Genomic DNA, 25457 nt, shown 5'->3' with positions numbered 1-25457 from the left:
TTATATTCCTACCTGTTATTTTTTCAATTGCATCAGATCAGCCATAACCTTTAAGCTTTCATCTTCTACGAAATCAAAGTTATCTTCCTTAGCAATCTTATCGCCCTTTTTAACCGGAGGCAATCCTCTGGATGTGCGGAGCGTATTTGTTCTAACCAGGTTCTTGGCTTCAATGCTGTCTCTTTCTGCTTTCAGCTTGGTTTCATTTAAACTTACAGAAACCTCATTTTCTCGGTTCTTGAAATCAGCGATATCATCCTGCAGGATTTTATAATCCAGCGATTTTGACATGCGTTCTTTATGTAAACCAATTAACTGTTGTTTAAGCGGGCCTAAATCTGCAACAGGGACATAATTAGACTTCTGGATCTCATCCCAAGGTAAAGCAGAAGGTTCTGTATCTTCGCCTATTTTATCTAAAAGGATAGCAGAAGGGAATTCAATATCCGGCATCACGCCTTTATGTTGCGTACTGCTACCGTTTACACGGTAAAACTTCGCCATGGTCAGATTGATCTGTCCAAGTTGCATGTTATCTTCTTTACCAGACTTCACAGCTACTCCTTTTTTATTCACCAAAGCAGCTAAACGTTGCAGGATAGAAGGATTCACCAATTGGTTCATGTCAATAGAAGACTGTACCGTTCCCTTACCATAAGTCTGTGTTCCCATGATAATCCCCCTGCCGTAGTCCTGGATAGCTCCGGCAAAAATTTCAGAAGCTGATGCACTCAGACGGTTAACCAATACACCGAATGGCCCATTCCAGGCCACGCCCGGATTGGTATCTTCATCAACTTCTATGTTATTTTTAAGATCTTTTACCTGAACTACCGGACCTTTATCGATAAACAAACCAGTCAGGTCAATGGCTTCAACTAAAGATCCTCCCCCGTTAGATCTCAAGTCCATCACTATAGCATCTACCTTATCTTTGTTCTTCAAGGTATCGATCAGTAATCTTACATCACGTGTGGTACTTTTATAATTCGGGTCCCCGGCTTTAGCGGCTTTAAAATCAGCATAGAAAGCGGGAACAGTGATGATTCCAATTTTATACTGTTGTCCATTTGAAGTAATCGTTTTTACTTTTTTCTGAGCAGACTGCTCTTCCATGATGATTTTTTCACGTGTAAGCTCAATAATCACAGGTTTTGAAGAAAGCTCTTTCCCGGCAGGAATAATTTTCAATCTTACCTTGGTTCCTTTTGGTCCTTTTATTTTTGCGATAGAGTTCTCTATTCTCCAGCCAATGATATCCTCAAAATCACCAGTTGCCTGAGCAACACCAACAATACGGTCTCCAGCATTTAATTTCTTACTTTTAAAAGCGGGCCCACCAGGTATAATTTCCGAAATCTTAAGCACTTCATTCTCTACTTGTAGTTTAGCACCAATCCCTTCAAATGAACGGGCCATTTCTTCATTAAAAGCCTGTGCATTGCTTGGATTGAAATAATTCGTATGCGGATCTATCGTTTCAGTAAATGCATCCATGATAATCTGGAAAACATCCTGATTATTGGCTTTCGCAGCTTGTGATTTAAGCACCTGATAACGTTTGGTTAAGGTTTCTACATTTTTAGCTTCAGAAGTACCCGCAACTTTCAGATTGAGCAATTCGAATTTGATTTTCTTTTTCCAGCTATCATTTAAGGCAGCAGTAGAACTTGACCAGGGCATTTTCTCACGATCGTAAACAAAGGTTTCGTCCTGATCGAAATTCTGCTTCACTTTAATCTGGGCCAGAGAATAGTTGACCCACTCATTGTAGCGTTTTAGGTACACGTTGAAGATGTAAAAAGGAGCATTTAAGTTCCCAATCCTGAAATCATCATCAAGTGTATATCTGAATTTTTCAAAATCTTTAATATCTGAAGCTAAAAAATAAGATTTTGAAGGATCCAGATCCTTAATGTATTTATCCAATACCAGAGATGAAATAGAATCATTGATCTGTATTTTCTTGTAATTATAATTCTCTATTAACCCCACGATCTCCTTACAAACAAGTGCTTGCTTCTCATCAGGAACAATATTGCTGACACCAGGAACCATTTGCTGTGGTTGGGGCGCAGCATGACATGCAAGTACGGCAGCAGTAAAGGTTACCAGTAATATTCTTTTCAACATCTCTTTAGCTATTTTAAAATCCATTTTTATGTTTCACACTAATATGATACCAATTTCACAAATAACACAAAAGAGACAGTAATAATACTGTCTCTTTTGTGTAACATATCAAAGTTAATTATTTTCCATTTAAACACAGCACGTAAAAGGCCGGCTTTAAAATTATAATTTAGATTGGTTTTTTTGCCATTGTTTTTGCCGGCAACAAAGCCCTTGCTTCTTTAATCAGGCTGTTAAATTTGGTAATATTGGCAGATTTAGCCAATAACTCTGCACGATTTAGATCCCTCGATGCCAGTACATATTCTCTTTTCTTTGTCTTCACCTGAGCAATCCCCAATACAGATTCGATGTAAGCGCTGTTATTGCCAATTTGCTTGGCTACAATACCTTGCTGCGTATAAAACCAAAGTGCCTGTGTTGGCTTATTTGCAGCCAGATAAATTTTTCCCAGCTGTGCATAAGAATCCATCTGCCCTGTTTTACTTCCAATACGGGAATAATTTTTTAAAGCCACGTTTAAGGTCACCTGTTCAGCTTCAACGTAATGTGCCATTAAGAAATGGACATTACTTAACCGCAGCAATGCATTACCATATTGCGTAAATTTCTTTGCGTTATTATATTCAAAGGCAGCCTTGCCGAAATAAGTAACAGCATCGTTAAAATCGCCGCGCTTTTCATTCTTTTCTGCCTCAGCAAAATAATCATCACCATCGCGCTCATCAATATTGGAAACAGCAATGTTGATTGCACTACTTAAGGGTGGGGGCTGTTGTGATAAAAGATCACTTGCCTGAGCCATTCCTTGTTTGGTGCAAAGCAAACAAATAAAAAGTAAACAAATCTTGTTCATCTGATAAAGATATAACAATTTTAGTTAAACACCTGTAAACTACCGTCAAAAGCTGCCCAAACCATATAAGGATGAGAATCCGTATGGTACAATTCACCATTTGCAGCAATGCCGATAACTCCGGCAAAACCATCAATCTGTTTAAGTTCAGCGAAAGATTTGTCGCAGGCATCTTTTAGTGAGAATCCATCAGTAACCCTGGTTACAATTCTGGCAGCCAGAGCGACATTTACGATATCCTCACCAACTCCTGTACAGGAAATCCCGGCGAACTGACTGGCAAAATTTCCGGCAACCGTGGCGGAATCGCTCACCCGACTGGGAATTTCAAAGCCTTTGCCTCCTGTAGAGGTAGCAGCGGCAATGTTCCCATCAGCATCCAAGGCTACACATCCCACGGTTCCCTTCCGACCAGCATCGGCAAGTTTGGCTTCGTACTCCAATTGCCTTTGTATGGTCACCGGATTAAAATAGCCGAAGCCATTTTTACTGGCAAAATCACCAGCCCCCGCCCCACTCAGAACCCGATCTTCATACCGCAATAGTTTTTCAGCAACCTGAATTGGGTTCTTGACATTCTCTATATTAATGACCCCGCTAAAACACTGGCTTTTACCATCCATTAGGGAGGCGCTCAACCTTACTTTACCATCACTTTGGATTTGCGAGCCTAGTCCGGCATTAAACAACTCATTATCTTCCAATAAGGAAACCGCATAAACTACCGTCTCAACTGCGGTATGATGTTTAAGATATTCATTGGCCTGGATCACGATGTCAGACAAGGCCTGTTGTTTAGCCTTTTTTGTTTCCTGGTTGGTAGCAGACTCACTAAAAAAGCCACCATGTATAATTACTTTCATGAATTATTGGATTTCGGCCACTTTTGGATGATGAATATTCAATTGATGTGCCGTAAGATCGTATACATCTCCATCACACATGACATGGACAGTCATATTTTTAATAGAAACTGGTTGTCCCATTTCTACATCGGTTAAATTGGTATCGGTCATATCACGGCCATCCACCAGAATCACCATACCGGAACCTATCGCTTCCATTTTATTTCCGTTCGAGATGTAAAGTCCGGTATCCTCTCCCAGGCCGATTCCTAAAATGCCAGGGTTACTTGCCGCTGCATAGAGTAAACGCCCGATTCTACCTCTTTGTACAAAATGTGTATCCACAATCACGCCATCAATAAAACCCAGACCGCCGGTAATTTTCACCTCTCCTTTGAGTAAAGCATCCTTACTACTACCTTGATAAATCATATTTTTTGAACTTGCAGCCGCACCAGCAGAAGTACCGGCTATGACAAAATCCTCGTTCATATATTTATCCAGCATGATCTGGTGCATGGCAGTACCGCCAAATATAGAGGACAACCTCAATTGGTCGCCACCTGTAAAAATAATTGCATCTGCAGCCAGTATCCGCTCGCAGTTTTCAATGGCATTGGCCTGCTCACGATTGCCGATATTTAACACACCTACATTGCTTACATCCAACTGGGCAAATGCTTTAACATACTCCTCACCAACCTTTTCAGGGATGAGTGATGCCGTGGTAATAATTTCAAAACGCGAAAGTGTATTTTTCGCGGATTCTACCGTAATTCTCTTTAAAATCCCCCGTTCAAAGAAGTTCATATTCTGGGGCAAGCCGAATGTTGTTTCTGTAAAACTTCCGGTATTGATTGCGCCACCGATAATTATTAGTTTTCCTTTTGGAGCCATTTTAATTGTTTTATTCCCTATACCTCCAAATATATAGGCATTGAGCGAAACCTGTCGCGTTTTTTTTTGAAAATTACACGGTTATTAACAATTTCTTATTACCGTCATAAACTTAAACACATTTACAAAAAATATATTTACTTTAATGTCTCCATTGCAACTCACGCAACAGACGGCTATACAGCTGGATAATAGGGTTATCGGCATAGAAAAACAAAAAATAGAATGAAAATATTAGGAATACAGGTGCTACGCGGACCAAACATATGGTCTATTAACAGGAAAAAATTAATTCAAATGCGCCTTGACCTGGAGGAGATGGAAGAAAGGCCAACCAATTTGGTTGAAGGCTTTGGCGAAAGAATTGAAAAATTAATCCCCAGTTTATATACTCATCGTTGTTCCAAAGGTGAGCCGGGAGGTTTTTTAGCCAGAATTCAGGAAGGAACCTGGATGGGGCATGTCATTGAACACATTGCCCTGGAAATACAGACACTAGCAGGTATGGATACTGGATTTGGACGCACCAGGCAGACCAAAACTGAGGGAATTTATAATGTAGTATTTAGCTATCTGGAAGAAAAAGCAGGAGTATATGCTGCTGAAGCAGCTGTAAATATCGCCAAAGCCCTGATCAATGGAGATGAATATGATCTGGAGACAGACATCCAACGCATGCGTGAATTGCGTGAAATGGAGAGACTGGGCCCAAGCACAGGTTCCATTGTAGATGAAGCCATATCGAGGGATATTCCATGGATCAGATTAAATAAAAGTTCCCTGGTGCAACTTGGCTATGGAAAGAATCAGGTTCGCTTTAGAGCCACCATGACCGAAAGGACGAATTCAATTGCAGTGGATATAGCATGCAATAAAGATGAAACCAAACGTTTGCTTTTGGAATCAGCTATTCCGGTGGCAAAAGGCGTTACAATATCCAATCCTGATGATCTGGCGAATGCCATAGAAAAATTAGGGTATCCTTTGGTATTTAAACCATTGGATGGCAATCATGGTAAAGGTGCCACCATTAACGTTAAAACGGACGAAGCTGCCAGAGCGGCATTTGAATATGCTCAGAATTATTCCAGAAAAGTAATCATTGAACGTTTCATCACTGGATATGATTTCAGAATACTGGTGATTGATCACAAAATGGTTGCTGCGGCACTACGCGTTCCTGCACATGTAACCGGTAATGGTCAGTCTACCGTTCAGGAACTGATCGACAAAGAAAACCTGGATCCGAGAAGGGGTTATGGACACGAAAATGTATTGACTGAAATAACGGTAGACCGGGATACCTTAGATTTATTAGCTAAAAAAGATTATAACCTGGAATCGGTGCCACCAAAAGGCGAAATTGTATACCTGAAATCAACTGCAAATTTAAGTACAGGAGGTACGTCTATTGATGTTACGGATCTCGTGCATCCACAAAATGTTTTCATCAGTGAACGGATTTCAAGGATAATCGGCCTGGACATCTGCGGCATTGATATCATGGCCGAAAACCTGACCCAGCCCTTGCCAGAAAACGGCGGTGTAGTATTAGAAGTGAATGCAGCTCCAGGCTTTAGAATGCACCTTGCACCAAGTGAAGGATTGCCACGCAATGTTGCAGCTCCGGTAATCGATATGTTATATCCTCCCGGCAAATCAGCGCGTATTCCAATCATTGCAGTTACTGGCACCAATGGTAAAACGACTACATCACGACTAATAGCCCATATAGTTAAAAGTAATGGGACCAGAGTAGGCTTCACAACCTCTGATGGCATCTATGTTCAGAATACGCTATTGATGAAAGGCGATACTACAGGCCCGGTCAGTGCAGAATTTATTTTAAGAGACCCAACCGTCGAGTTTGCCGTATTGGAAACCGCCAGAGGTGGTATTTTGAGGGCTGGCCTGGGATTCAACAAATGTGACATTGGCGTAATCACCAATATCCAGGAAGACCACCTTGGCATTTCTGACATCCATACATTAGAAGACCTGACCCGGGTAAAAGCGGTAGTCATTGGCGCAGTAAAAAGAAGTGGCTGGGCCGTTCTGAATGCTGACAATAAGTACTGCATTAAAGTAGCTGGCAAAGCAGATTGCAATTTCGCTTATTTTAGTATGGATGAAAACAACCCGGTCATTGTTGAACATTGTAAAAAGGGCGGTGTTGCAGCTATTTACGAGAGCGGCTATATCACCATAAAAAAGGGCGACTGGAAAATCCGTGTAGAAAAGGTGACTCACATTCCCCTAACCTTTGGTGGAACTGTAGATTTCATGATCCAAAACGTATTGGCAGCAACGCTGGCTACCTTCCTGTGGGGCTATAAAATCGAAGACATACGCATGTCACTGGAAACTTTTATCCCTTCGGCTGCACAAACGCCAGGCAGGATGAATACTTTCCGGTTCAAGGAATTTAAAATATTGATCGATTTTGCACACAATGCCAATGGATACAACGGCGTCAAGGATTATCTGAAATCCATTGAGGCCACTGAACACGTTGGTGTAATTTCGGCTACCGGCGACAGAAGGCACGAAGACATCAGGGAAACAGGACGTATTGCAGCCCGAATGTTTGATAAAATCATCATTTGCCAGGAAAAGTATCTGCGCGGACGCAACGCACAAGATTTAATCGATCTTTTAATGGAAGGTATCGCTGATGTTAAACCCGACATAGAGGTGATCATTAACAACAGTGGCGATGACTGTTTGAAGTATTTAATTGCCACGGCAAAATCAGGCTCCTTCATCACCATTTTAAGCGGAACCATTGACGACGCCGTAGCCAAGGTATCTGATTATCTGGATAAAGAATTTGGCGTATAACCGAAAAGGCCTTCTGAGATTTCAGAAGGCCTTTTTTTACAATTTATGCAGCTGCATGTATCCCAGATGAATTTCATCTTTGGGTAATTCTGCCCGCACCGGGCTAATCTTTAATTTATAACGATTTTTAACCGCATCAGACAGGATTTCCTGAATTTCGAACATGTCGTCTACATCTACGCCATATTTTTCATCAATATGCGCTGGTGCCCCCTTAAAACCATTATGTTTATAAAACGTGGTTGCTTTAGCTTTCTTGATGGCTTCAGCCTTATCACCAGCAACAACCAATAATTTGTAATGAAATTCATCGAACTCATTTGCTTTGTATCCGCCCAGGTTGATAAAGAACAGCTTGTGCAAATTTTGGAATTCAGCACTTTCAAATGCTACAGCCTCAATCTGAAAGCCATCAACTTCTGTTACTTCCCTCCAGGCATCTAAATGTATTTTGCCTTTTGCCTCCGGCCAAAAACCAACCACTTCTGCTTTAACAGCTGAAATTTCATTTGCAATCGTAAAAAACACATCATGCTGCTCAGTATTTCTGCCTTTCGGCGTGCAACCAAGCATCATCATTAACAATTTAGGTTTCGGTTCCATATTAGTCCTGGTCTAGAAATTCTGCTATAAGTTGTTTACAGCGTTCTTCAATCTGTAAAAATACAGGCTCAAACAACGCACTGTCAAAATAAGGATCGGTAACTTCTGCATCTTCGGCCAAGAAAAGTTTAACTTTTCGACGTTGCCCTTCCTGACCGGCAAGCTTTAAAACATCTCTTAAGTTATTTTGATCCATTACTAAAATATGATCAAAATCATCAAACATTTGCTTATTAAAATGGCTGGCCCGTTGTTTAGAAATGTCATAGCCAAAGTTTTTGGCCACTGCAATACTTCTTTTGTCAGCAGGCTCATTAACATGCCAATCGCCAGTTCCTGCTGAAGCGATCTCCCATCCCAGTTGTTTTTCTTCAACCAGATGGCGCATGATACCTTCAGCAAGCGGAGAACGGCAAATGTTACCCAGGCAAACCATCAAAATCTTCATACCTATTTATAAATATCATTCAAAATATTTGCCAGGCAAATGCCGCCTTTTAACAATTGTTCGTTAAGCAAACCAACAAACTGAAAATTATATTTATAACTCAAACGATCATCGGGTTTGGTTTCTGCATAAATTTTATTGCAAGCCAGATAAGAACCATAAACGAAATCTTTTAGTGTGCTATTTTTCCAGGCGGAGAGCTGATCAGCAGAAGGATGATCAATTGCCCTGGCATATTCGGTGTAACTCAATTGCTGATAATCGATCAAGGCCTCATCCCATACGCGATGCAGGTTAGATTTTTCCCCAAACCAGGTAACAGTTACCTTATTTCCACCTAAATCTTCTTTTCTTGCTGTATGCATCGGCTGATTCAAATCGCCTACCATATGCACCAACAGTCGCATAGCCTGTACTTTCTGATCAGAGGTACTTTGTTTATCCTTTAATATCTTAATCATTTCAGGAATCTTGTTGTACACATTTGGTGCTTGCTCCTGGTCCAACAAATCAAAGATGCCTTGTTTATCCAGGCCCCCAGGAAGATTTACAAAATGCCAGGTATAAAGATAATCGTAAGCCGGATCCGACTTTATAAAGTCGCCCCAGTTACTGGCCATAGCCAAACTCTCATATCCCAAAACGCTTTTAACTCCTTTAAGCGCTCTGGAACTCAGGTGACTTTCTGCAACCTGCCCCACAATGCGGTGTCCAAGCATGCCCCATGCATTTGCATTTAATGGCAGGTAAGCTACAACAGCAAGTGCCAGTGCAGCCTTTAATATTTTTATCCGATTCATCATTTCTTCTCTAATCTATAATTCTTTTGGAACGCAGGTAATTTTCTCTTTTAAAACAAGGTCGCAGGTTCTGTGATTATTGGTGCTTTCCAGCGAGATCTGCTCCGGCTCAACAGATTTTACATAAAAGCTCTTTACATAACGTCCAATCTGATAACATCCGGACACCTTTTGTTTGTAATTGCTTTTGGTATAAGTACCTTCTAAAAACAGCGTATCCCCCCTCACCTGATAAACTCCTTTTGCATATTCTTTCCAAACCCCGCCATTGAAGCAGGAGTCCGAATAGTAATTTACTTTGGAATGTGTTGTTAAATCAACATAGAAAGAATCGCAGGTAAATTTAAACCGATGTTGGGTGTAATTTAATAGCTTAGCTGCATTGGGAACACTGTCCTGATTCCAGACTCCTTGTAAAAAAGCTTCACCTTTTCCCTGAACGTTAGGTAATCTTCTGCACGCCGATGACATACAGAAGATCACAAACAGGAAAAACATCAGTTTCCACATATTCTTCGTCTATGGTTATTTTAAACTACCAACCATGTCTTCAGGACGAACCCATTGCTCAAACTGTTCAGCAGTCAACAGACCAAGCTCAACAGCGGCTTCTTTCAATGTCTTATTTTCTTTATGTGCTTTTTTAGCGATCTTAGCTGCATTCTCGTAACCAACATGTGGATTCAATGCTGTAACCAACATCAATGAATTCTCAAGGTGTTTCTTGATCTCCGGAAGATTTGGCAAAATCCCCTCAGCACAATGATCATTAAATGATACACAGGCATCACCGATCAAGCGACCCGACTGCAGCACATTAGCGGCAATTACCGGCTTAAATACATTCAGTTCAAAATGACCTGTAGCACCACCGATACTTACGGCAACATCATTTCCAATGACCTGCGCACAAACCATAGTCAATGCTTCCGGCTGCGTAGGATTAACTTTTCCAGGCATAATAGACGATCCGGGCTCGTTGTCAGGAATGATAATCTCACCAATACCAGAACGTGGACCAGAGCTTAACATCCTTACATCATTAGCAACTTTCATCAAAGAAACAGCGATGCGTTTGTACGCACCCGAAAGTTCTACCATGGCATCATGAGCTGCCAGGGCTTCAAACTTATTCGGCGCCGTTACAAAAGGCAAGCCTGTAAGCTCTGCTATTTTTTTTGCTACCAGTACATCATAACCCTTCGGTGTATTCAGGCCAGTACCTACCGCAGTTCCGCCCAAAGCCAGCTCACTAATCATGACCAAAGCATTTTTAACCGCCCTGATTCCATTAGCTACCTGCTGCGCATAACCAGAGAACTCTTGTCCAAGTGTCAATGGCGTAGCATCCATAAAATGGGTACGTCCTGTTTTAACAATATTTGTAAATTCTTCAGATTTTGACACCAGGGTCCGATGTAATTTTTCTAATCCCGGAAGTGTAACTTCTACCGCTTGCTTGTAAGCTGCAATATGCATTGCAGTAGGATATGTATCATTTGAAGATTGAGACTTATTAACGTCATCATTTGGATGCAGCACTTTCTTTTCGTCACCCAATGCACCACCATTTAAAACATGTGCACGATAAGCAATAACCTCATTGGCATTCATGTTACTCTGCGTACCTGAACCTGTTTGCCAGATTACCAGGGGAAACTGATCATCCAGACTTCCCGCAATGACTTCATCACAAGCTTTCGTAATTAAATCGGCTTTATCTTGCGTCAAAACACCAAGCTCAGTATTAGCCAATGCAGCCGCTTTTTTCAGATATCCAAAAGCATGAATGATCTCTTTTGGCATAGAAGCCTCCGGACCAATTTTAAAGTTATTCCTTGAACGTTCAGTTTGAGCACCCCAATATTTATCAGCAGGCACCTGCACTTCACCCATCGTATCGTGTTCGGTTCTAAAATTCATAGTGTTCTATTTTTTGTTGTTGCAAATTTAAGGTTTTTGTCCCTCAATGAATTGGATTTATGTAATTAATCAAGTACAAAGCTTACAATGTTTATAACTCTTTTGCGTTTAAAGGGGTAAAATTCCTTATTTTTCGACTTTTTAACCCGTATTGCATTGTTCATGAAGTTTCGTCAACTAACTATAGCCTTATCATTAGCCATTCTATCCCTGTCATCTTGCTCAAGTCCAGCCGAAAAAGCCAAAAAGGCAGAGGCAAATAAAAAAGTACGAATCCCTGAAGACGATAAAGCGGATAGCTTGCTGCTGGTTTACAACCCTGCCAAAGGAGATCAGTGGATTGCCGGTTTTGTTCAAAATCTGCATAAAAAATATGGTTTTAATGGAAATATGCTGGTTGCCAAAAAGGGTAAAATCATTTATGAAAAAGCAATTGGATGGGCTGATTACCTGCACCGTGACAGTCTAAAAATAAACTCAGAATTTGAACTGGCCTCCATCACCAAAACTTTTACCGGTACCGCAGTTATGCAATTGGTTGAAGCGGGAAAACTAAAACTCACCGATGACGTCAAAAAGTTCTATCCAAATTTCCCCTATGACGGTATTACCGTAGAATTATTATTATCCCACCGTAGTGGAATGATGAATTACGTATATTTCATTGACGACATCTGGCGCAAAGAAAAACGCAACATGAAAAAAGGCGTATCCAATCAGGAAGTGATGCAGGTTATTGCAGATAAGAAACCCAACCCGTATACCAAACCAAACCGTCTTTTTCATTACAACAATTCCAATTTTATGGTCTTGGGTGCAATTATTGAAAAAGTTACAGGACAACGTTTTTCTCAATATATGATGGAACATGTTTTTAAACCGGCAGGATTAAAACATACCCATGTTTACTCTACTACAGAATACGAGAAAATCCCTGTTGACGTTGTTGGCCACGACCGTACCTGGCGCTATTCTGTTGCACAGAACTTTTTAGATGGGCCAGTGGGCGATAAAGGTATTTATAGTACTTTACATGATTTAGTGCTTTATGATAAATATTTAAAGAACGGCAGATTGCTGACCCAAAAAAGTTTAGACTCTGCCTACAAAGGCCGGAACAAAGCCATTAATGGTCATTTCAACTACGGTTATGGCTGGAGGATGTTTGATGGCGATAAAGGACGTAAAGTGGTATACCATACCGGCTGGTGGCATGGATTCAGACACATTTACGTACGTGATTTCCAACAAGACATTGTGGTTATATTTTTAGGTAATTTAACGAATGGGAGTCTGATGCACCTGGATGAGCTATACAGACACTTGAACATGCCAATCATACGTAAAGGAGCATATTCAGGCTCAGGATCGCTTCCTGGAAGTGACGAGGATTAATCAGGAAATTTTATCGAAAGCAATTCCCGTATTTCTCCTGGAAAGATAAGTTTTCAGGAGGCTATTTTCGGGCCGGTCTACGTGTGGATCTGCTGCAAGAATATCTATTACCGTATTCCTTGCTTCTTGTAAAATCAATTGGTCTTTGGCCAGATCGGCGACTTTCAATTCCATCACTCCACTTTGCTGTGTCCCGGTAAGATCTCCCGGCCCCCGCAGCTGCAAATCAATTTCCGAGATCTCAAATCCATTATTTGTTTTAACCATAGTTTCCAGACGCAGCCGGCCTTCTTTACTCAACTTATCCCCCGACATCAGGATACAAAAGGACTGTTCAGCCCCTCTGCCTACCCGGCCACGTAACTGATGCAGTTGAGAAAGACCAAATCGCTCTGCATTCTCAATAACCATAACAGACGCATTAGGGACATTTACCCCGACTTCTATCACTGTGGTTGCAACCATAATCTGGGTTTTACCGGCAATAAATTGTTCCATCTCATATTGCTTGTCCGCATTACTCATCTTTCCATGAACGATGCTGATCTGGTAATCGGGTCTGGGAAACTGATAACTCATCTGTTCCACACCGGCCTCTAAATGTAACAAATCAAGTTTCTCACTTTCTTTGATCAGGGGATAAACCACATATACCTGCCTGCCTTTCGCAATCTCCTGTTTCATAAAACCGAACATCCTCAAACGTTGCCCTTCAAATAAATGTTTCGTTTCAATAGGCTTACGGCCAACTGGAAGTTCGTCAATGACTGAAACGTCCAGATCACCATATAAGGTCATAGCCAATGTACGGGGAATCGGTGTCGCCGTCATCACCAGGATATGTGGCGGTATACTATTTTTACGCCACAGTTTAGCGCGCTGTTCCACACCAAAACGATGTTGCTCATCAATTACGACCAGGCCAAGGTTCTTAAAAATCACTTTGTCCTCAATGAGCGCGTGTGTTCCAACCAAAATATCGATTTCACCTGCCTCTAATGCCTGATGTAGAATGGTTCTTTGCTTTTTTGTACTACTTCCGGTAAGAATACCAACATTTACCAGATTACCATTTAAAAGTGAGGTAATTGATTCGTAGTGCTGGCGGGCCAGAATCTCAGTTGGAGCCATCATACAGGCTTGATAACCGTTATCATTAGCCAGTAGCATGCTCATCAATGCGACTGCCGTTTTACCACTACCAACATCCCCCTGCACCAATCTGTTCATTTGTATCCCACGTTGAGTATCCAATCGGATTTCCTTTACAACTCTTTTTTGAGCACCAGTCAATTCAAAAGGAAGAATTTCTCTATAAAATGTATTGAGCCGCTCACCTACCCGCTCAAACTGATGCCCTTTGAATTTCAGCTCCCTTAACTGTTTGCTGTGCAACATTTGCAACTGAATAAAAAAAAGCTCCTCGAATTTCAACCTGCGTTCAGCAGCTTTAAGCGTATGGATATCTTTCGGAAAGTGGATATTAAGTAAGGCCTCTTTCTTGGAGACCAGCTGGTATTTATCAAGGATGTAAGGAGGAATATTCTCCCTTACCTCAGAAAGATGCTGTTCGATCAGTAGTGCCTGAAGCTTTTGAATCCCTTTGCTATCGAGGAAAAACTTCTTTAACTTCTCCGTGGAATTGTATACTGGTTGTAACCTGAGGTTACCCGTCACAGTAGCTGGTCTTGGATAAGTTCCCATATCTGGATGCGATATAGAAAAGGATCCGTTAAAGGCATTGGGCTTACCAAAAACGATGTAAACTTTACCACGCATAATATGTTCATCCACCCACTTGAGGCTCTGAAACCAAACCAGCTCAATGGTACCTGTCTCATCTGTTAAACGGGCAACAATTCGCTTTTTATGCTTTTCACCAATCTGCTCTTTACTGGTAATCCGCCCCAGGACCTGCACAAAGGGCAATTCAGCATGGAGTTCATTAATTTTATAGAAACGGGTCCTGTCAATATATCGGAAAGGATAATAATTCAGCAAGTGATCGTAGGTATATATACCCAGTTCTTTCTGTAAAAGCTCTGCACGTTTAGGTCCTACGCCTTTAAGGAATTCTATTGTTGTATCTAAAGTGGAAGCAAACAAAGCTTTAAATATTTTGTATCAATATATTGTCCATTCAATTCATGCCATTCACGGCGCTATAATTAACGCCTGTAGATTTGGCTCATGATGGTTTCGTCTTAAAGATAAGGATATCTTTGATGATGCCCCAATTAAATACGATTACAGACACCAATAGCAACAGATAGGCGAATAACTTATGTGCGTCTACATGTTCTCCAAAATAAAAAATAGCGACCGTAAAAGCGATCATGGGGTTGACGTAGATGATGATGCCCAACGTTGAAGATGGAATACCAATTAAGGAATACAGACTCAGAAAGAGTGGTATAATGGTAAAAAACAAAGCGATTACGGCTATATTTCCCCAAAACCAAATACTTACTGGTACCGGGCCCGCTTTAATGAGGTATAAAGGCAGCATAATCAGCATAGCGATACCAATCTGTACGGCAAGCACATTGAACTTATCCAGGTGCTGCATTTTACGCTGGATAATGAGGTAGAAAGCGTACAACGAAGCAATAATCACAGACCATAAAACTTCGACAAATGAGCCGGTAGCTAAAAGAACAATACTAACCAGCGCTATGCCCAGAGAAATTAATTTTAAGCGCGACAGTTGTTCCTTCAAAATCAGAAATCCGCCAAAAGCTGTGATCAACGGACATACCATATAGGCAAAGGCACCAGACTGCAAACTAACATTATTAACGGCAAAAATATAAGTATACCAATTGGAAGTTAACAATACTGTTGATGCCAGCAATTGCCATAATATGACTCGCTTCTGCTTAACATGAAGCCCCTTGATATAAGCGAGATCTTTACGAAGTTCCTTTTTCCTGAAAAAAAGAATTGCAATCCACAGAAATACCACTGAAGTAAAAATGCGATAATACAAAATTTCTTCGGATGGAAATGCCTGGAGGTTTCTCAGCGGAATAGAAAAGAAACCCCAGATTGCAAATGACAAAATCCCGGCAAAAAAATACTTCAGATTAGATTTCGGCAAAACTTACTTTTTAAAAGCCGTCATTGAAATTTCTACATTGACTCCTTTAGGCAGGCCCTTTACGGCAACGGTTTCACGGGCCGGAAAGTCCTTTTCAAAATAAGAACCATAAACTTCATTTACCGCAGCAAACAAATCCATGTCAGATAGAAAAATAGTTGTTTTGATGACGTCATCAAAAGTATAGGAAGCTTCCAGCAGAACGGCTTTAATATTTCGCATAACCTGGTGTGTTTCCTCAGGTATGGAGGAAATATTTAAATCTCCCGTTTCAGGGTTAATGGCTACCTGTCCGGATAAAAACAAAAAGCCATTTGCAATTACTGCCTGGCTATAAGGGCCGATTGGGGCCGGTGCATTGTTGGTGTTAACGATTTGTTTCATACAAATAATAATTCAGCAGTGGTTAATCTTGTGTAATTACTTTAAAAGGAACCAATCCACCAGCTTCCATAAAATACCCGCAACAAACATGGTAATTGCAATTGCATTGATGACATGCATAATCTTAATGTTGATATTACTGGGGCGGTTTGGATCTTTCTTTCTAAATAAATACATGGTTTGGCAAAGTTATGAATAAAAAAAAGAGGGCTTCAAATTGAAGCCCTCTTTTCTTATCTATTTAGAAAATATTAGTTTCTAGCAGATTCAACACGACGGTTTTGGATACGACCTTCTTCAGTATCGTTAGAAGCAATTGGATTAGCTTCGCCTAAACCTTTAGTTGCAACTTGACTAGCGTTAACGCCAGAGTTAACTAAATAAGTTTTAACAGAGTTAGCTCTATCTTTAGATAATTTCAGGTTGTATGCAGTAGTACCTTCGCTTGAAGCGTAACCTTTAACAGTTACTTTACCACCGTTTTCACGCAATACTGAAGATAATTTATCTAAAGTAGGGTAAGAATCAGTTTTTAAAACTGAAGAGTTGAATTCGAACTGAATAGTTTCGAAACCAGTTAAGTTACCAGCAGTTGGAGCAGTTACTTGAGCTTCTACTTTAGGTAGAGGACATCCTGAACCATCAACAGCAGTACCAGCTGGAGTTCCTGGGCATTTGTCAAACTGATCAGCTACACCATCACCATCGCTATCTTTTTTCAAATCTTCAACAGATTTTTCAACGTTAGCAACACGGTTTTTCAAAGCATCAACTTCTTGACGTAATGAAGGATCTTTCAATTCATCATACATTAAAGCTAAAGGATTAACCCAATCCAAGTTCGGTTTAGATTTAGAACCTAATGAGAACTCAAGACCTGCAGATCCGTAAGAGAATTTATCTTTGTTAGATGCACCATTTGCATAAACTCCGTCTAAATTATCGTTATCTAAGAAGTGCATGGTATAACCTAAGTTAAATGAAACACGCTCAGAAACTTTGAATTTAACACCTACACCAACTGGGATATAAGCTTCTTTTACATAAGTTTTAGCATCATGTTTGTCATTTGCAGGACCGGTTGCTTTATCTTTCCAATCAACAACTGAACCGTTAGCGTTAGTTACTTTTGGCGCAAAAGCGATCAAACCGTAACCAGCACTTACGAAGAAGTTAACTGAATTCTGACGACGTAAGAAATCTACAGTTGCAACATTTACAACACCTCTGATGTCAGCAGCATAACCAACTTCAGTTTCGAATTCTTTAACACCATTTTGAACACCACCAACAGCATCTTTGTTAGTACCAGAGATTTTACCGCGGAAAATGTTACCTTCTAAGCCAAATGCATGACCTAATTGTTTTCTCAATGAAATGCCGTAACCTAAGTTAACATCAGCATTTTTGAAATCGTTAGTACCACCGATAGCAACAAATGGAGATAAAACACCACCGTTAACACCGATTGACCAACTTCTGTACTGGCCTCTTCCACCAAATACCTTGGCTGAAGATGTAGTCGAAGCATCCTGAGCATTAGCAAGAGTAGTTACTCCTATTAATGCTACGAAAGAGGCTGCTAGACCCTTTTTTAAAGTAGAATAATTCATAATTTTCTTTTTTAAGGTTAAACAAATCTTAAATTGTATAATTTTTTTGTGTAGCAAAATTAAACAAATTTTTAAATTCTCAAAACACTTATACAAACTCCGTTCCAAACTTTGAGCACCTTGTAAAATAGATGCATTCAGGAGCTGCAAAAGGCCTAATTTAACACCTCAGGGGCCATTTTAACAACCATTTTAAACATAAATAAATCGCTTCAATATACCGTGTACATCCAAATCGGCGAAAAGTCTACTATTTAAGACAACCTGTCGCTATCCTGTACAACTCACACTATGTCCAGCTGTCAACGAAACGGTAAACGTTAAAATCCGGAGCATTCATCGCTTCTTCCAAAGCCAAACGGAGCTTAGACTTGTCAATATCGGCCATCCGATAGTGTTGAATAATTTTAAATGCTTTTTCAGCCATCAATAGCGGCTTTAATTCATTTCGGATCGCGCTTGGCTTTAATAACCACTGACACAATTCAGCGATCCCTTCTTTTTTGTCTGCCACAGTTTTAAAAACAGGGATATGATGCGTTTGCTGATGTACCATTTTTTTAAGGTTGTTGGCAAAAGTATCCGCACCTTCTCGGTCGGCCTTATTCACAACAAAGCCCTGAGCAATTTCCATCAAGCCTGATTTGATATTCTGGATCTCATCTCCGGATTCGGGCACCAGCACTACAATGGTCTTATCTGCAAGTCCTGCAATTTCAACTTCCGATTGCCCTACACCGACTGTTTCCACAAAAATCAAATCGAAGTCTGCAGCTTTAATCACATCAACAATCTCAATTGTTTTAGCAGAAATACCCCCCAGAGCTCCACGGGTGGCCAGCGAGCGGATATATACATTTGGATTATTGAACTGCTGGGACATTCTGATCCGGTCGCCCAATAAAGAGCCGAAATTGAATGGCGAAGTCGGATCTACTGCCAGGATCGCGATTTTTTTACCTTGCTGAGTTAGATGATCCGCAATGGCATTTACCAGTGTGCTTTTACCTGCACCCGGAGGCCCCGTGATACCTATAACAGGCACAGATGAATTGGGCTTTACCGTTCTTAACAACGTTGCTGCTGGTGGGATTTCATTTTCAACCAATGTAATGGCCCTGGCTAAAGCATTAAATTTTCCTTGTTCAATTCCGGAAATGAGGGACAATGGATCGGTCATCATGATTTAATTACACAAATTAACGCAATTTATTTTATTCCGGATCATGTAGACATTGGACACAATTTGCCCATATTTTAAACAAGCCGTTAAAATAGTTACCTTTGAAAAATTTCAAAACTTTAATGAAAGATTACTTCAGATTATTATCCTTTGCGAAACCTATCGAAAAGTTCGCCATACCTTATGTAATTGCCACTTTATTATATATCCTGTTTAACACCTTAAATTTAGCGCTATTAGCCCCACTACTTGACACTTTATTTAACAGTCATGCAGCCTTAGCATCTGCCAACACCGTTACTGAAGATAAATCCTGGTGGGACGTGATGGCAAAATTCAGAGAGTTAACCAATTATTACATACAAAATTATGGTGCACAGGGTGCCCTAAAATTTGTATGTCTTGTTATTGTTGCATCCGTATTTTTATCAAATATCTTCAAGTACTTTTCTGCCAGGATTATGGAAGATCTTCGTGTTCACACGTTATTAAATTTACGTAAAAAAGTATTCAATAATGTAATGAACTTACATCTTGGATACTTTAACAGCTCACGTAAAGGAGATATTATCTCAAAAGTATCATCTGATGTACAAGTGGTACAGTTTACCGTTACCAATACCTTACAGGTCGTATTCAAAGAACCGGTAACACTGATTGTATATGTAGTATTGCTTTTCTCAATCTCCGTAAAACTAACCTTCTTTTCGCTATTGGTTATTCCGCTTTCCGGATTAATCATTGCAAAAATTGTTAAACGTTTAAGACAACAGGCCACTTTGGCTCATGAAACTTTCGCAAACATGCTGGGCTACCTGGATGAAGCCTTATCAGGAATTAAAATTGTGAAAGCATTCAATGCAACAGAATATGTTAAAAATCGTTTTCATCAGGAGAATGTGACTTATTCCAACCTCAACAGAAAGATGGCACGCCGACAACAACTGGCTTCCCCGGTATCTGAATTCCTGGGTGTAATGATGGTTGCAGGAATTGTGTACTTTGGTGGCTCTCTGGTATTAACGGGAGAATCCTCTTTAACATCTTCTGAATTTATCGCTTATATTGCTGTATTCTCACAAGTGACAAGACCAGCAAAAGCGCTATCAGATGCTTTTAGTGCCATACATACCGGCCTCGCTGCAGGTAAACGGGTACTCGATCTGATTGATATAGAGCCAGAAATTATAGATAAGCCCAATGCAATACAAATCAAAGCTTTTCAAGATAACATCACTTTCAAGGGCATTTCTTTTGCGTATGGGGAACGCCAGGTCTTAAATGGCATCAATATTAAAATTCCAAAAGGAAAAACAATAGCATTGGTTGGTCCGTCTGGTGGAGGAAAGTCAACTTTAATGGATTTAATCCCCAGGTTTATAGAACCTCAGGAAGGCGATGTATTTATTGACGGCATCAACATTAAAGATGTAAATACCGATTCATTAAGGAGCCAGATGGGATTCGTTAACCAGGAGTCGATCCTATTTAATGATACCATTTTCAACAATATAGCCTTTGCAAAGCCCAATGCTAACCCAGAAGAGGTTATAAGGGCTGCAAAAATCGCTAATGCGCATGATTTTATCCTTGAAACTGAAAGTGGCTATGACACCTTTATTGGAGATCGCGGTATTCGTTTATCAGGTGGGCAGAAGCAGCGTCTCTGTATTGCAAGAGCGATATTAGGCAATCCACCTATCATGTTATTAGATGAGGCAACTTCGGCATTGGATGCGGAATCGGAGAAATTGGTACAAGATGCTTTGTATAAACTGATGGAAAACCGCACTTCACTGATTATTGCGCACAGATTGTCTACTATACAAAATGCAGACTTCATTCTCGTGCTTGATCGTGGTAAAGTTGTTGAACAGGGATCACATAATGAACTCATGAAAAATGAAGGACTGTACAGAAGGCTAATCGATATGCAGACCTTTGAAGAATAAACAAAATATGGTAACCGTCGTTATTGTAACCTATAATGCATCTAAAACATTACAAAGATGTCTTAATAGCATTTATAGTCAAATACATCACAACAATATACAAATTGTGGTTATTGACGGTAAAAGCAATGACAGTACTATCGAAATTTTGAATAAGAACTCCGCCCAGCTCTATTATTGGGCAAGCGAACCAGATCAGGGCATTTATCATGCGATGAATAAATCTTTGCTCCAACTGAACACCCCCTGGGTATATTTTATCGGAGCAGATGATGCGCTCCTCCCAGATTTTTCCAAATTAATTGAAGAACTCGAAGACCCGTCAGCCATATATTATGGAAATGTCATGTATAAGGAAAAAAAATGTTCAGGTTTAATACCCCCTTACCAACAGGCAAAACTAGGTGTATTCCATCAATCTATCATTTATCCCACCTCCATTTTCAAAAAATACAAATACGACACACGATATCCAATAGCGGCGGATTACGCATTAAATATGCAATTACACAAAGATCCGGACTATCATTTTGAATATAGAGATTTGATTATCGCAAATTATAACCACACCGGAATTTCCGCAACGAATAAAGACCTTGCTTTTGAAAAAAACAAAAGTAAAATAATTCTTAAAAATTTCGGGTTTGGCATTTGGGCACGTTATATGTTTAGAAAAATCAAAGCGCATATAGCTTTAAAAAAATATTAAATGTCTCAACAAGTCGCTATTGTCATTCCATTTTATAAAAATTCGTTATCATATGATGACGCCTTTGCCCTAAACCAATGTTTTAAGGTCTTAAGTAATTATCCTATTATTGCAATAAAACCTAAATCGCTTAATGTAGATTTCCTAATCAAAAACACGCAGTTTCAATCCATTATATCATTTGAAGACAAGTATTTTAAAGACATACACGGTTATAACGAATTGATGTTATCGAGCATATTTTACAAAACTTTTCTTAATTTTGAATACATACTAATTTATCAACTTGACGCCTTTGTATTTTCAGATCAGCTTTCAGACTGGTGCAAGAAAGATTACGATTATATTGGCGCACCCTGGTTGTATCCTTTTGACAAAAAAAACTCGATCAGCAAGTTTTTCCTAAATATAAAAAGCTTGTTATACAAAAGGTACAACATTTCGAATAACGGCCTACCCAAATCCAAACAGCTTATTAAAGGTGTAGGTAACGGAGGATTATCATTAAGGAGGGTGAAAAAATTTCACGATCTGAGTATTAAATTCAAAGATCTCGCAAATCAATATTTAGCAGAAGGAATGTTGGAGTTTAACGAAGATATTTTCTGGTCTGTTGCGTTAAATCGAAAAAAGAAAAACCTTCATATACCCAATTACAAAATCGCCTTAAAATTCTCTGTTGAAACCTATCCAGAACTAGCTTTTAAGCTAAACCACAACCAACTACCATTTGGTTGCCACGCCTGGGATAAACACTTGGATTACTGGAAGCCTATATTATTAAAATTTAATTATAAGCCTTGACAATTATGAAATCGTATCAATTAAATTCTCCGCTGCTTTTTCTAATTTTCAATCGCCCAGACACAACTTTGGAAGTTTTTGAAATGATCAAAAAAGTAAAGCCGTCAAGGCTATATATTGCTGCGGATGGTCCAAGACGAAACAAAGCCATGGAGGCAAATTTATGTATAGAATCAAGAGCTATTTTGTCAAGAATTGACTGGGATTGCGAGGTGAAGACTCTTTTCAGAAATGAAAATCTTGGCTGTAAATTAGCAGTATCAACAGCAATAGACTGGTTCTTTGAGCAGGAAGAGGAGGGCATTATTTTAGAAGACGATTGCTTACCAGCCTTAAGCTTCTTTTATTTTTGCGACCAAATGTTAGAAAAGTATCGTAAAGATGAACGGATCAGACATATATCAGGCTGCAATTTACACAGCGGCAAAACCTGGGGTGAGGCGAGTTATTATTTCACAGAAAGCACCAATATATGGGGTTGGGCAAGCTGGAGACGTGTGTGGAAAGACTACGACAGGGACTTGGTACAATATCAGGAATCAGACGTAAGAGCACAATTAAGTAAAATTTTTTACGACGACTTTTTAGCAGAGCAGTGGATCAATATTTTTAAAGAACTGAAAGCTGATAAAATCAACACTTGGGATTTTCAACTTGCATTCTTAAATTATTTCAACCATGGGCTATCAGTAAATCCAAACGTAAATCTGATCACTAATATTGGATTTAGAGCGGATGCCACCCATACCCCCAATCCTAATGCTCCTTATTCACGCCTACCGCTTCACGAGATGACAGAAATTACCCATCCAAAATATATGCTTGCAGAAAAGCAAGCTGATTACGAAGTTTTTCAAAAGGAATTTCATTTGGAGGAAAGAAGAAAGAAACATTTTTCTTACCGCAGACGATTTAAAAGGTGGCTAAAAAAAAGATTCTAGATCGCCTTGAGCTTTCTCAACACCCAATTTATTCTATCGGGTATGGGTTGCTTCAATGCAACATAATCTCCAGATACTGCACCGATATAAGCAACCAGCTTTAAAACACTCTTAGGTTTGGAAGAAAAATGCAGTAGAAAATATCGTTTTAAAGTCTTATTGATGAATCTCGTTCGATTCACTAATTGTTTTCTTATCACTTCTTTATATTCAGGGAATACTTCTAGCATGCAGGTACTATAACATACACTAGTTCCATAAGTAAGTCGTTTTAAATACTCAAAAGTAGTCCTTTTGCCAGGAACCATATGCGTCAACTTTAAGTCGGGTGAAACACCTGCGGCAACTCCTTTACTAATACAATATAAAACCATCTGAGTGTCGCCCCCACTGCTTAACTGATTACCTTTTCTATCAGACAAACTGAATCTACCTTGTTCAACCAATGAGATATATTCTTTGAGATATGATTTATTTAAACACAAACCTGTACCAAAAGGATAACAAGCTTGCCAGCTTCTTTGATTGGCATAAGTAATATGAGTTTCATACCGCTCTTGGAAGGCTTCTCTGGCATAATCCTCAATGCCAGAGTCCATAATTCCATCAATGAAATCGACTTCAACATTTCCCGGCCCCCATGCAGCGACGTGATGGTAATCCTGATGAAGTTTACGCAAGCCTTGTAGATAGCAGACATTAGGCTCATTATCATCGTCAAAAAACACCACATAATTTCCTTTTGATTCTTGAATTCCAGCCATTCTAGCATAATTTAACCCCTGAATTTTGACATTGATCAACTTTGAATAGGGCATTTGATTTAAAAACTCACTCACATACAATAAGGTATCTAAAGGAACGTCACTATTATTGTCAACCAAAATGACCTCAGCTATAAAATTATCAACCACCAGCGATTGAACTGCAGCTAAACATCGTTTCAATAAACGATCATCCGGGTTATAAGAGCAGATTATAATAGAATATTCGATATTATAAGCTAAAGACATATATATTTGAGTTTAAATAACGAAGATACATCGATATAAATTAAAATAACAACTTATCCCTTTATCTTAGTGCCTTCGTAAAGCTAAATTCTTATTCATTTCAAATGCCAAAAGTTTCTGTTATTATCCCCAATTACAACCATGCAGATTATCTGGTACAACGTATTGAAAGTGTCCTAAATCAATCTTATCAGGATTTTGAAGTAATCATATTAGACGATTGTTCAACAGACAACAGCAGCCAGGTTATTAATCCATACAGTCAACACCCTAAAGTTAGCGAGATCATCTATAACAAGAAAAATAGTGGTAGCACATTTAAACAATGGGAAAAGGGAATAGCGCTTGCCAAGGGAGAATTTATATGGATTGCCGAAAGTGATGACTGGTGTGAATCCAATCTATTAGCAGAATTAGTCTTTGGCTTAGAGAAAGATCCCAAATGTACCTTTAGCTATTGCCAATCTTATTGTATTCAAAACACCAATGAAATTAGCTGGCAGTCACAGCATCCGCTTCTTTCAGAAGTAATAGAAGGTGACATATTTATTCGTGAATATATGTTACTTAATAATTCCGTTTTTAATGCGAGCATGGTGCTGTGGAAAAAGGAGCAGTTCAAAAATATCTCGAAGGAATTTCTAGATTATAAATTTTGCGGCGACTGGCTATTTTGGATCGAACTATCTCGGCTGGGTAAAGTTCATGTGAGTGGAAAATTATTAAACTATTTTAGAAAGCACGATCAGGATGTTAGTGGAAAAGCAACAAAAACCGGTTTAGATCTTATTGAGAATTTAAAAGTGCTACAGATATTGTATCGAGAAAATTTAATTACCGACTTAGAATATATTAAAGCCTATAAAAGTCAATTTAGAATTTATTGGAAACAAAAATCAAATCTTGATTTTAAGGTAGCAGCAGATATAAAGCTTCTTTTTAAGACTTCTCCAAAAGTGAATTACTATAAAACTTTATCAAGTACCATTTGGCAAATATCAAAAGGAAAATGATGAG

Annotated in this window: 23 protein-coding genes; 7 read left to right on the top strand and 16 right to left on the bottom strand. The window is 39.4% G+C overall.

What is annotated here, in order from left to right:
* Positions 1-15 precede the first annotated feature (15 nt).
* The 4 genes from IM797_RS05920 to IM797_RS05905 all read right to left on the bottom strand — a co-directional run bounded on the left by IM797_RS05920 (position 16) and on the right by IM797_RS05905 (position 4731).
* Positions 16-2157, bottom strand: a complete 2142-nt coding sequence (locus tag IM797_RS05920; RefSeq protein WP_194126190.1) for a carboxy terminal-processing peptidase — start codon at positions 2155-2157, stop codon at positions 16-18.
* Between the two features lie 145 nt (positions 2158-2302).
* Complete coding sequence (locus IM797_RS05915) at positions 2303-2989, bottom strand: hypothetical protein (RefSeq protein WP_194126189.1); 687 nt, start codon at positions 2987-2989, stop codon at positions 2303-2305.
* A 20-nt stretch (positions 2990-3009) separates the two neighbouring features.
* Positions 3010-3852 carry an isoaspartyl peptidase/L-asparaginase gene (locus tag IM797_RS05910; RefSeq protein WP_194126188.1) on the bottom strand — a complete coding sequence of 281 codons (843 nt, stop codon included), beginning with the start codon at positions 3850-3852 and terminating at the stop codon, positions 3010-3012.
* 3 nt (positions 3853-3855) lie between these two features.
* On the bottom strand, positions 3856-4731 hold the full coding sequence (locus tag IM797_RS05905) for a cyanophycinase (RefSeq protein ID WP_194126187.1): 876 nt from the start codon (positions 4729-4731) through the stop codon (positions 3856-3858).
* Between the two features lie 225 nt (positions 4732-4956).
* Here IM797_RS05905 and cphA point away from each other — a divergent pair, with 225 nt between their 5' ends.
* Positions 4957-7572 carry a cyanophycin synthetase gene (cphA, locus tag IM797_RS05900; protein ID WP_194126186.1) on the top strand — a complete coding sequence of 872 codons (2616 nt, stop codon included), beginning with the start codon at positions 4957-4959 and terminating at the stop codon, positions 7570-7572.
* A 36-nt stretch (positions 7573-7608) separates the two neighbouring features.
* Here the strand turns inward: cphA and IM797_RS05895 are convergent, their stop codons facing one another.
* The 5 genes from IM797_RS05895 to fumC are packed head-to-tail and all read right to left on the bottom strand — an operon-like array spanning position 7609 to position 11346.
* A complete protein-coding gene (locus tag IM797_RS05895) occupies positions 7609-8175 on the bottom strand; it encodes a DUF1543 domain-containing protein (RefSeq protein ID WP_194126185.1) in 567 nt (188 codons plus the stop codon).
* Between the two features lies 1 nt (position 8176).
* Entirely contained in the window at positions 8177-8623 is a 447-nt protein-coding gene (locus IM797_RS05890) for a low molecular weight protein-tyrosine-phosphatase (RefSeq protein ID WP_194126184.1), read from the bottom strand.
* A gap of 2 nt (positions 8624-8625) precedes the next feature.
* Positions 8626-9426 carry a S1/P1 nuclease gene (locus IM797_RS05885; RefSeq protein WP_194126183.1) on the bottom strand — a complete coding sequence of 267 codons (801 nt, stop codon included), beginning with the start codon at positions 9424-9426 and terminating at the stop codon, positions 8626-8628.
* A 12-nt stretch (positions 9427-9438) separates the two neighbouring features.
* Positions 9439-9933, bottom strand: coding sequence for a fumarate hydratase (locus IM797_RS05880; RefSeq protein WP_228098737.1), 495 nt, complete (start codon positions 9931-9933; stop codon positions 9439-9441).
* 15 nt (positions 9934-9948) lie between these two features.
* Entirely contained in the window at positions 9949-11346 is a 1398-nt protein-coding gene (gene fumC, locus IM797_RS05875; RefSeq protein ID WP_194126182.1) for a class II fumarate hydratase, read from the bottom strand.
* A gap of 162 nt (positions 11347-11508) precedes the next feature.
* Here fumC and IM797_RS05870 point away from each other — a divergent pair, with 162 nt between their 5' ends.
* Positions 11509-12741: a serine hydrolase gene (locus tag IM797_RS05870; protein WP_194126181.1), complete on the top strand. Its 1233-nt coding sequence runs from the start codon at positions 11509-11511 to the stop codon at positions 12739-12741.
* Here the strand turns inward: IM797_RS05870 and recG are convergent, their stop codons facing one another.
* From recG to meaB, 6 genes are all read right to left on the bottom strand, one after another.
* The gene (gene recG / locus IM797_RS05865) at positions 12742-14847 is read right to left on the bottom strand and encodes an ATP-dependent DNA helicase RecG (RefSeq protein WP_194126180.1); all 2106 of its coding nucleotides are present in this window, start codon (positions 14845-14847) and stop codon (positions 12742-12744) included.
* 82 nt (positions 14848-14929) lie between these two features.
* A complete protein-coding gene (locus tag IM797_RS05860) occupies positions 14930-15841 on the bottom strand; it encodes an EamA family transporter (RefSeq protein WP_194126179.1) in 912 nt (303 codons plus the stop codon).
* A gap of 3 nt (positions 15842-15844) precedes the next feature.
* Positions 15845-16225: a RidA family protein gene (locus IM797_RS05855; RefSeq protein ID WP_194126178.1), complete on the bottom strand. Its 381-nt coding sequence runs from the start codon at positions 16223-16225 to the stop codon at positions 15845-15847.
* A gap of 36 nt (positions 16226-16261) precedes the next feature.
* Positions 16262-16402, bottom strand: coding sequence for a DUF6728 family protein (locus IM797_RS05850; protein ID WP_194126177.1), 141 nt, complete (start codon positions 16400-16402; stop codon positions 16262-16264).
* A gap of 74 nt (positions 16403-16476) precedes the next feature.
* Positions 16477-17838, bottom strand: coding sequence for an OmpA family protein (locus IM797_RS05845; protein WP_194126656.1), 1362 nt, complete (start codon positions 17836-17838; stop codon positions 16477-16479).
* Positions 17839-18127: 289 nt separating this feature from the next.
* Positions 18128-19021 carry a methylmalonyl Co-A mutase-associated GTPase MeaB gene (gene meaB, locus IM797_RS05840; RefSeq protein WP_228098736.1) on the bottom strand — a complete coding sequence of 298 codons (894 nt, stop codon included), beginning with the start codon at positions 19019-19021 and terminating at the stop codon, positions 18128-18130.
* Between the two features lie 122 nt (positions 19022-19143).
* On the opposite strand from meaB, the gene IM797_RS05835 reads away from it, so the two are divergent.
* The 4 genes from IM797_RS05835 to IM797_RS05820 are packed head-to-tail and all read left to right on the top strand — an operon-like array spanning position 19144 to position 23427.
* Positions 19144-20973, top strand: coding sequence for an ABC transporter ATP-binding protein (locus IM797_RS05835; protein WP_194126654.1), 1830 nt, complete (start codon positions 19144-19146; stop codon positions 20971-20973).
* Positions 20963-21682: a glycosyltransferase gene (locus IM797_RS05830; protein ID WP_228098735.1), complete on the top strand. Its 720-nt coding sequence runs from the start codon at positions 20963-20965 to the stop codon at positions 21680-21682. Before IM797_RS05835 ends, IM797_RS05830 begins: the two co-directional genes overlap by 11 nt.
* Positions 21683-22486 (top strand): DUF5672 family protein, encoded by an 804-nt coding sequence (locus IM797_RS05825; RefSeq protein ID WP_194126176.1) that lies wholly within the window; start codon positions 21683-21685, stop codon positions 22484-22486. It abuts the gene before it with no gap.
* 5 nt (positions 22487-22491) lie between these two features.
* Positions 22492-23427 carry a nucleotide-diphospho-sugar transferase gene (locus tag IM797_RS05820; RefSeq protein ID WP_194126175.1) on the top strand — a complete coding sequence of 312 codons (936 nt, stop codon included), beginning with the start codon at positions 22492-22494 and terminating at the stop codon, positions 23425-23427.
* Here the strand turns inward: IM797_RS05820 and IM797_RS05815 are convergent.
* Positions 23424-24440, bottom strand: coding sequence for a glycosyltransferase family A protein (locus IM797_RS05815; protein ID WP_194126174.1), 1017 nt, complete (start codon positions 24438-24440; stop codon positions 23424-23426). The genes IM797_RS05820 and IM797_RS05815 overlap by 4 nt on opposite strands.
* A gap of 104 nt (positions 24441-24544) precedes the next feature.
* Here IM797_RS05815 and IM797_RS05810 point away from each other — a divergent pair, with 104 nt between their 5' ends.
* Positions 24545-25453, top strand: coding sequence for a glycosyltransferase (locus tag IM797_RS05810; RefSeq protein WP_194126173.1), 909 nt, complete (start codon positions 24545-24547; stop codon positions 25451-25453).
* Positions 25454-25457 lie beyond the last annotated feature (4 nt).

It is taken from the genome of Pedobacter sp. MC2016-24, from assembly GCF_015223055.1.
Lineage (GTDB): Bacteria > Bacteroidota > Bacteroidia > Sphingobacteriales > Sphingobacteriaceae > Pedobacter.
The sequence above is the reverse complement of the archived record's forward strand: the minus strand, read 5'-3'. Positions and strand labels throughout refer to the sequence as shown.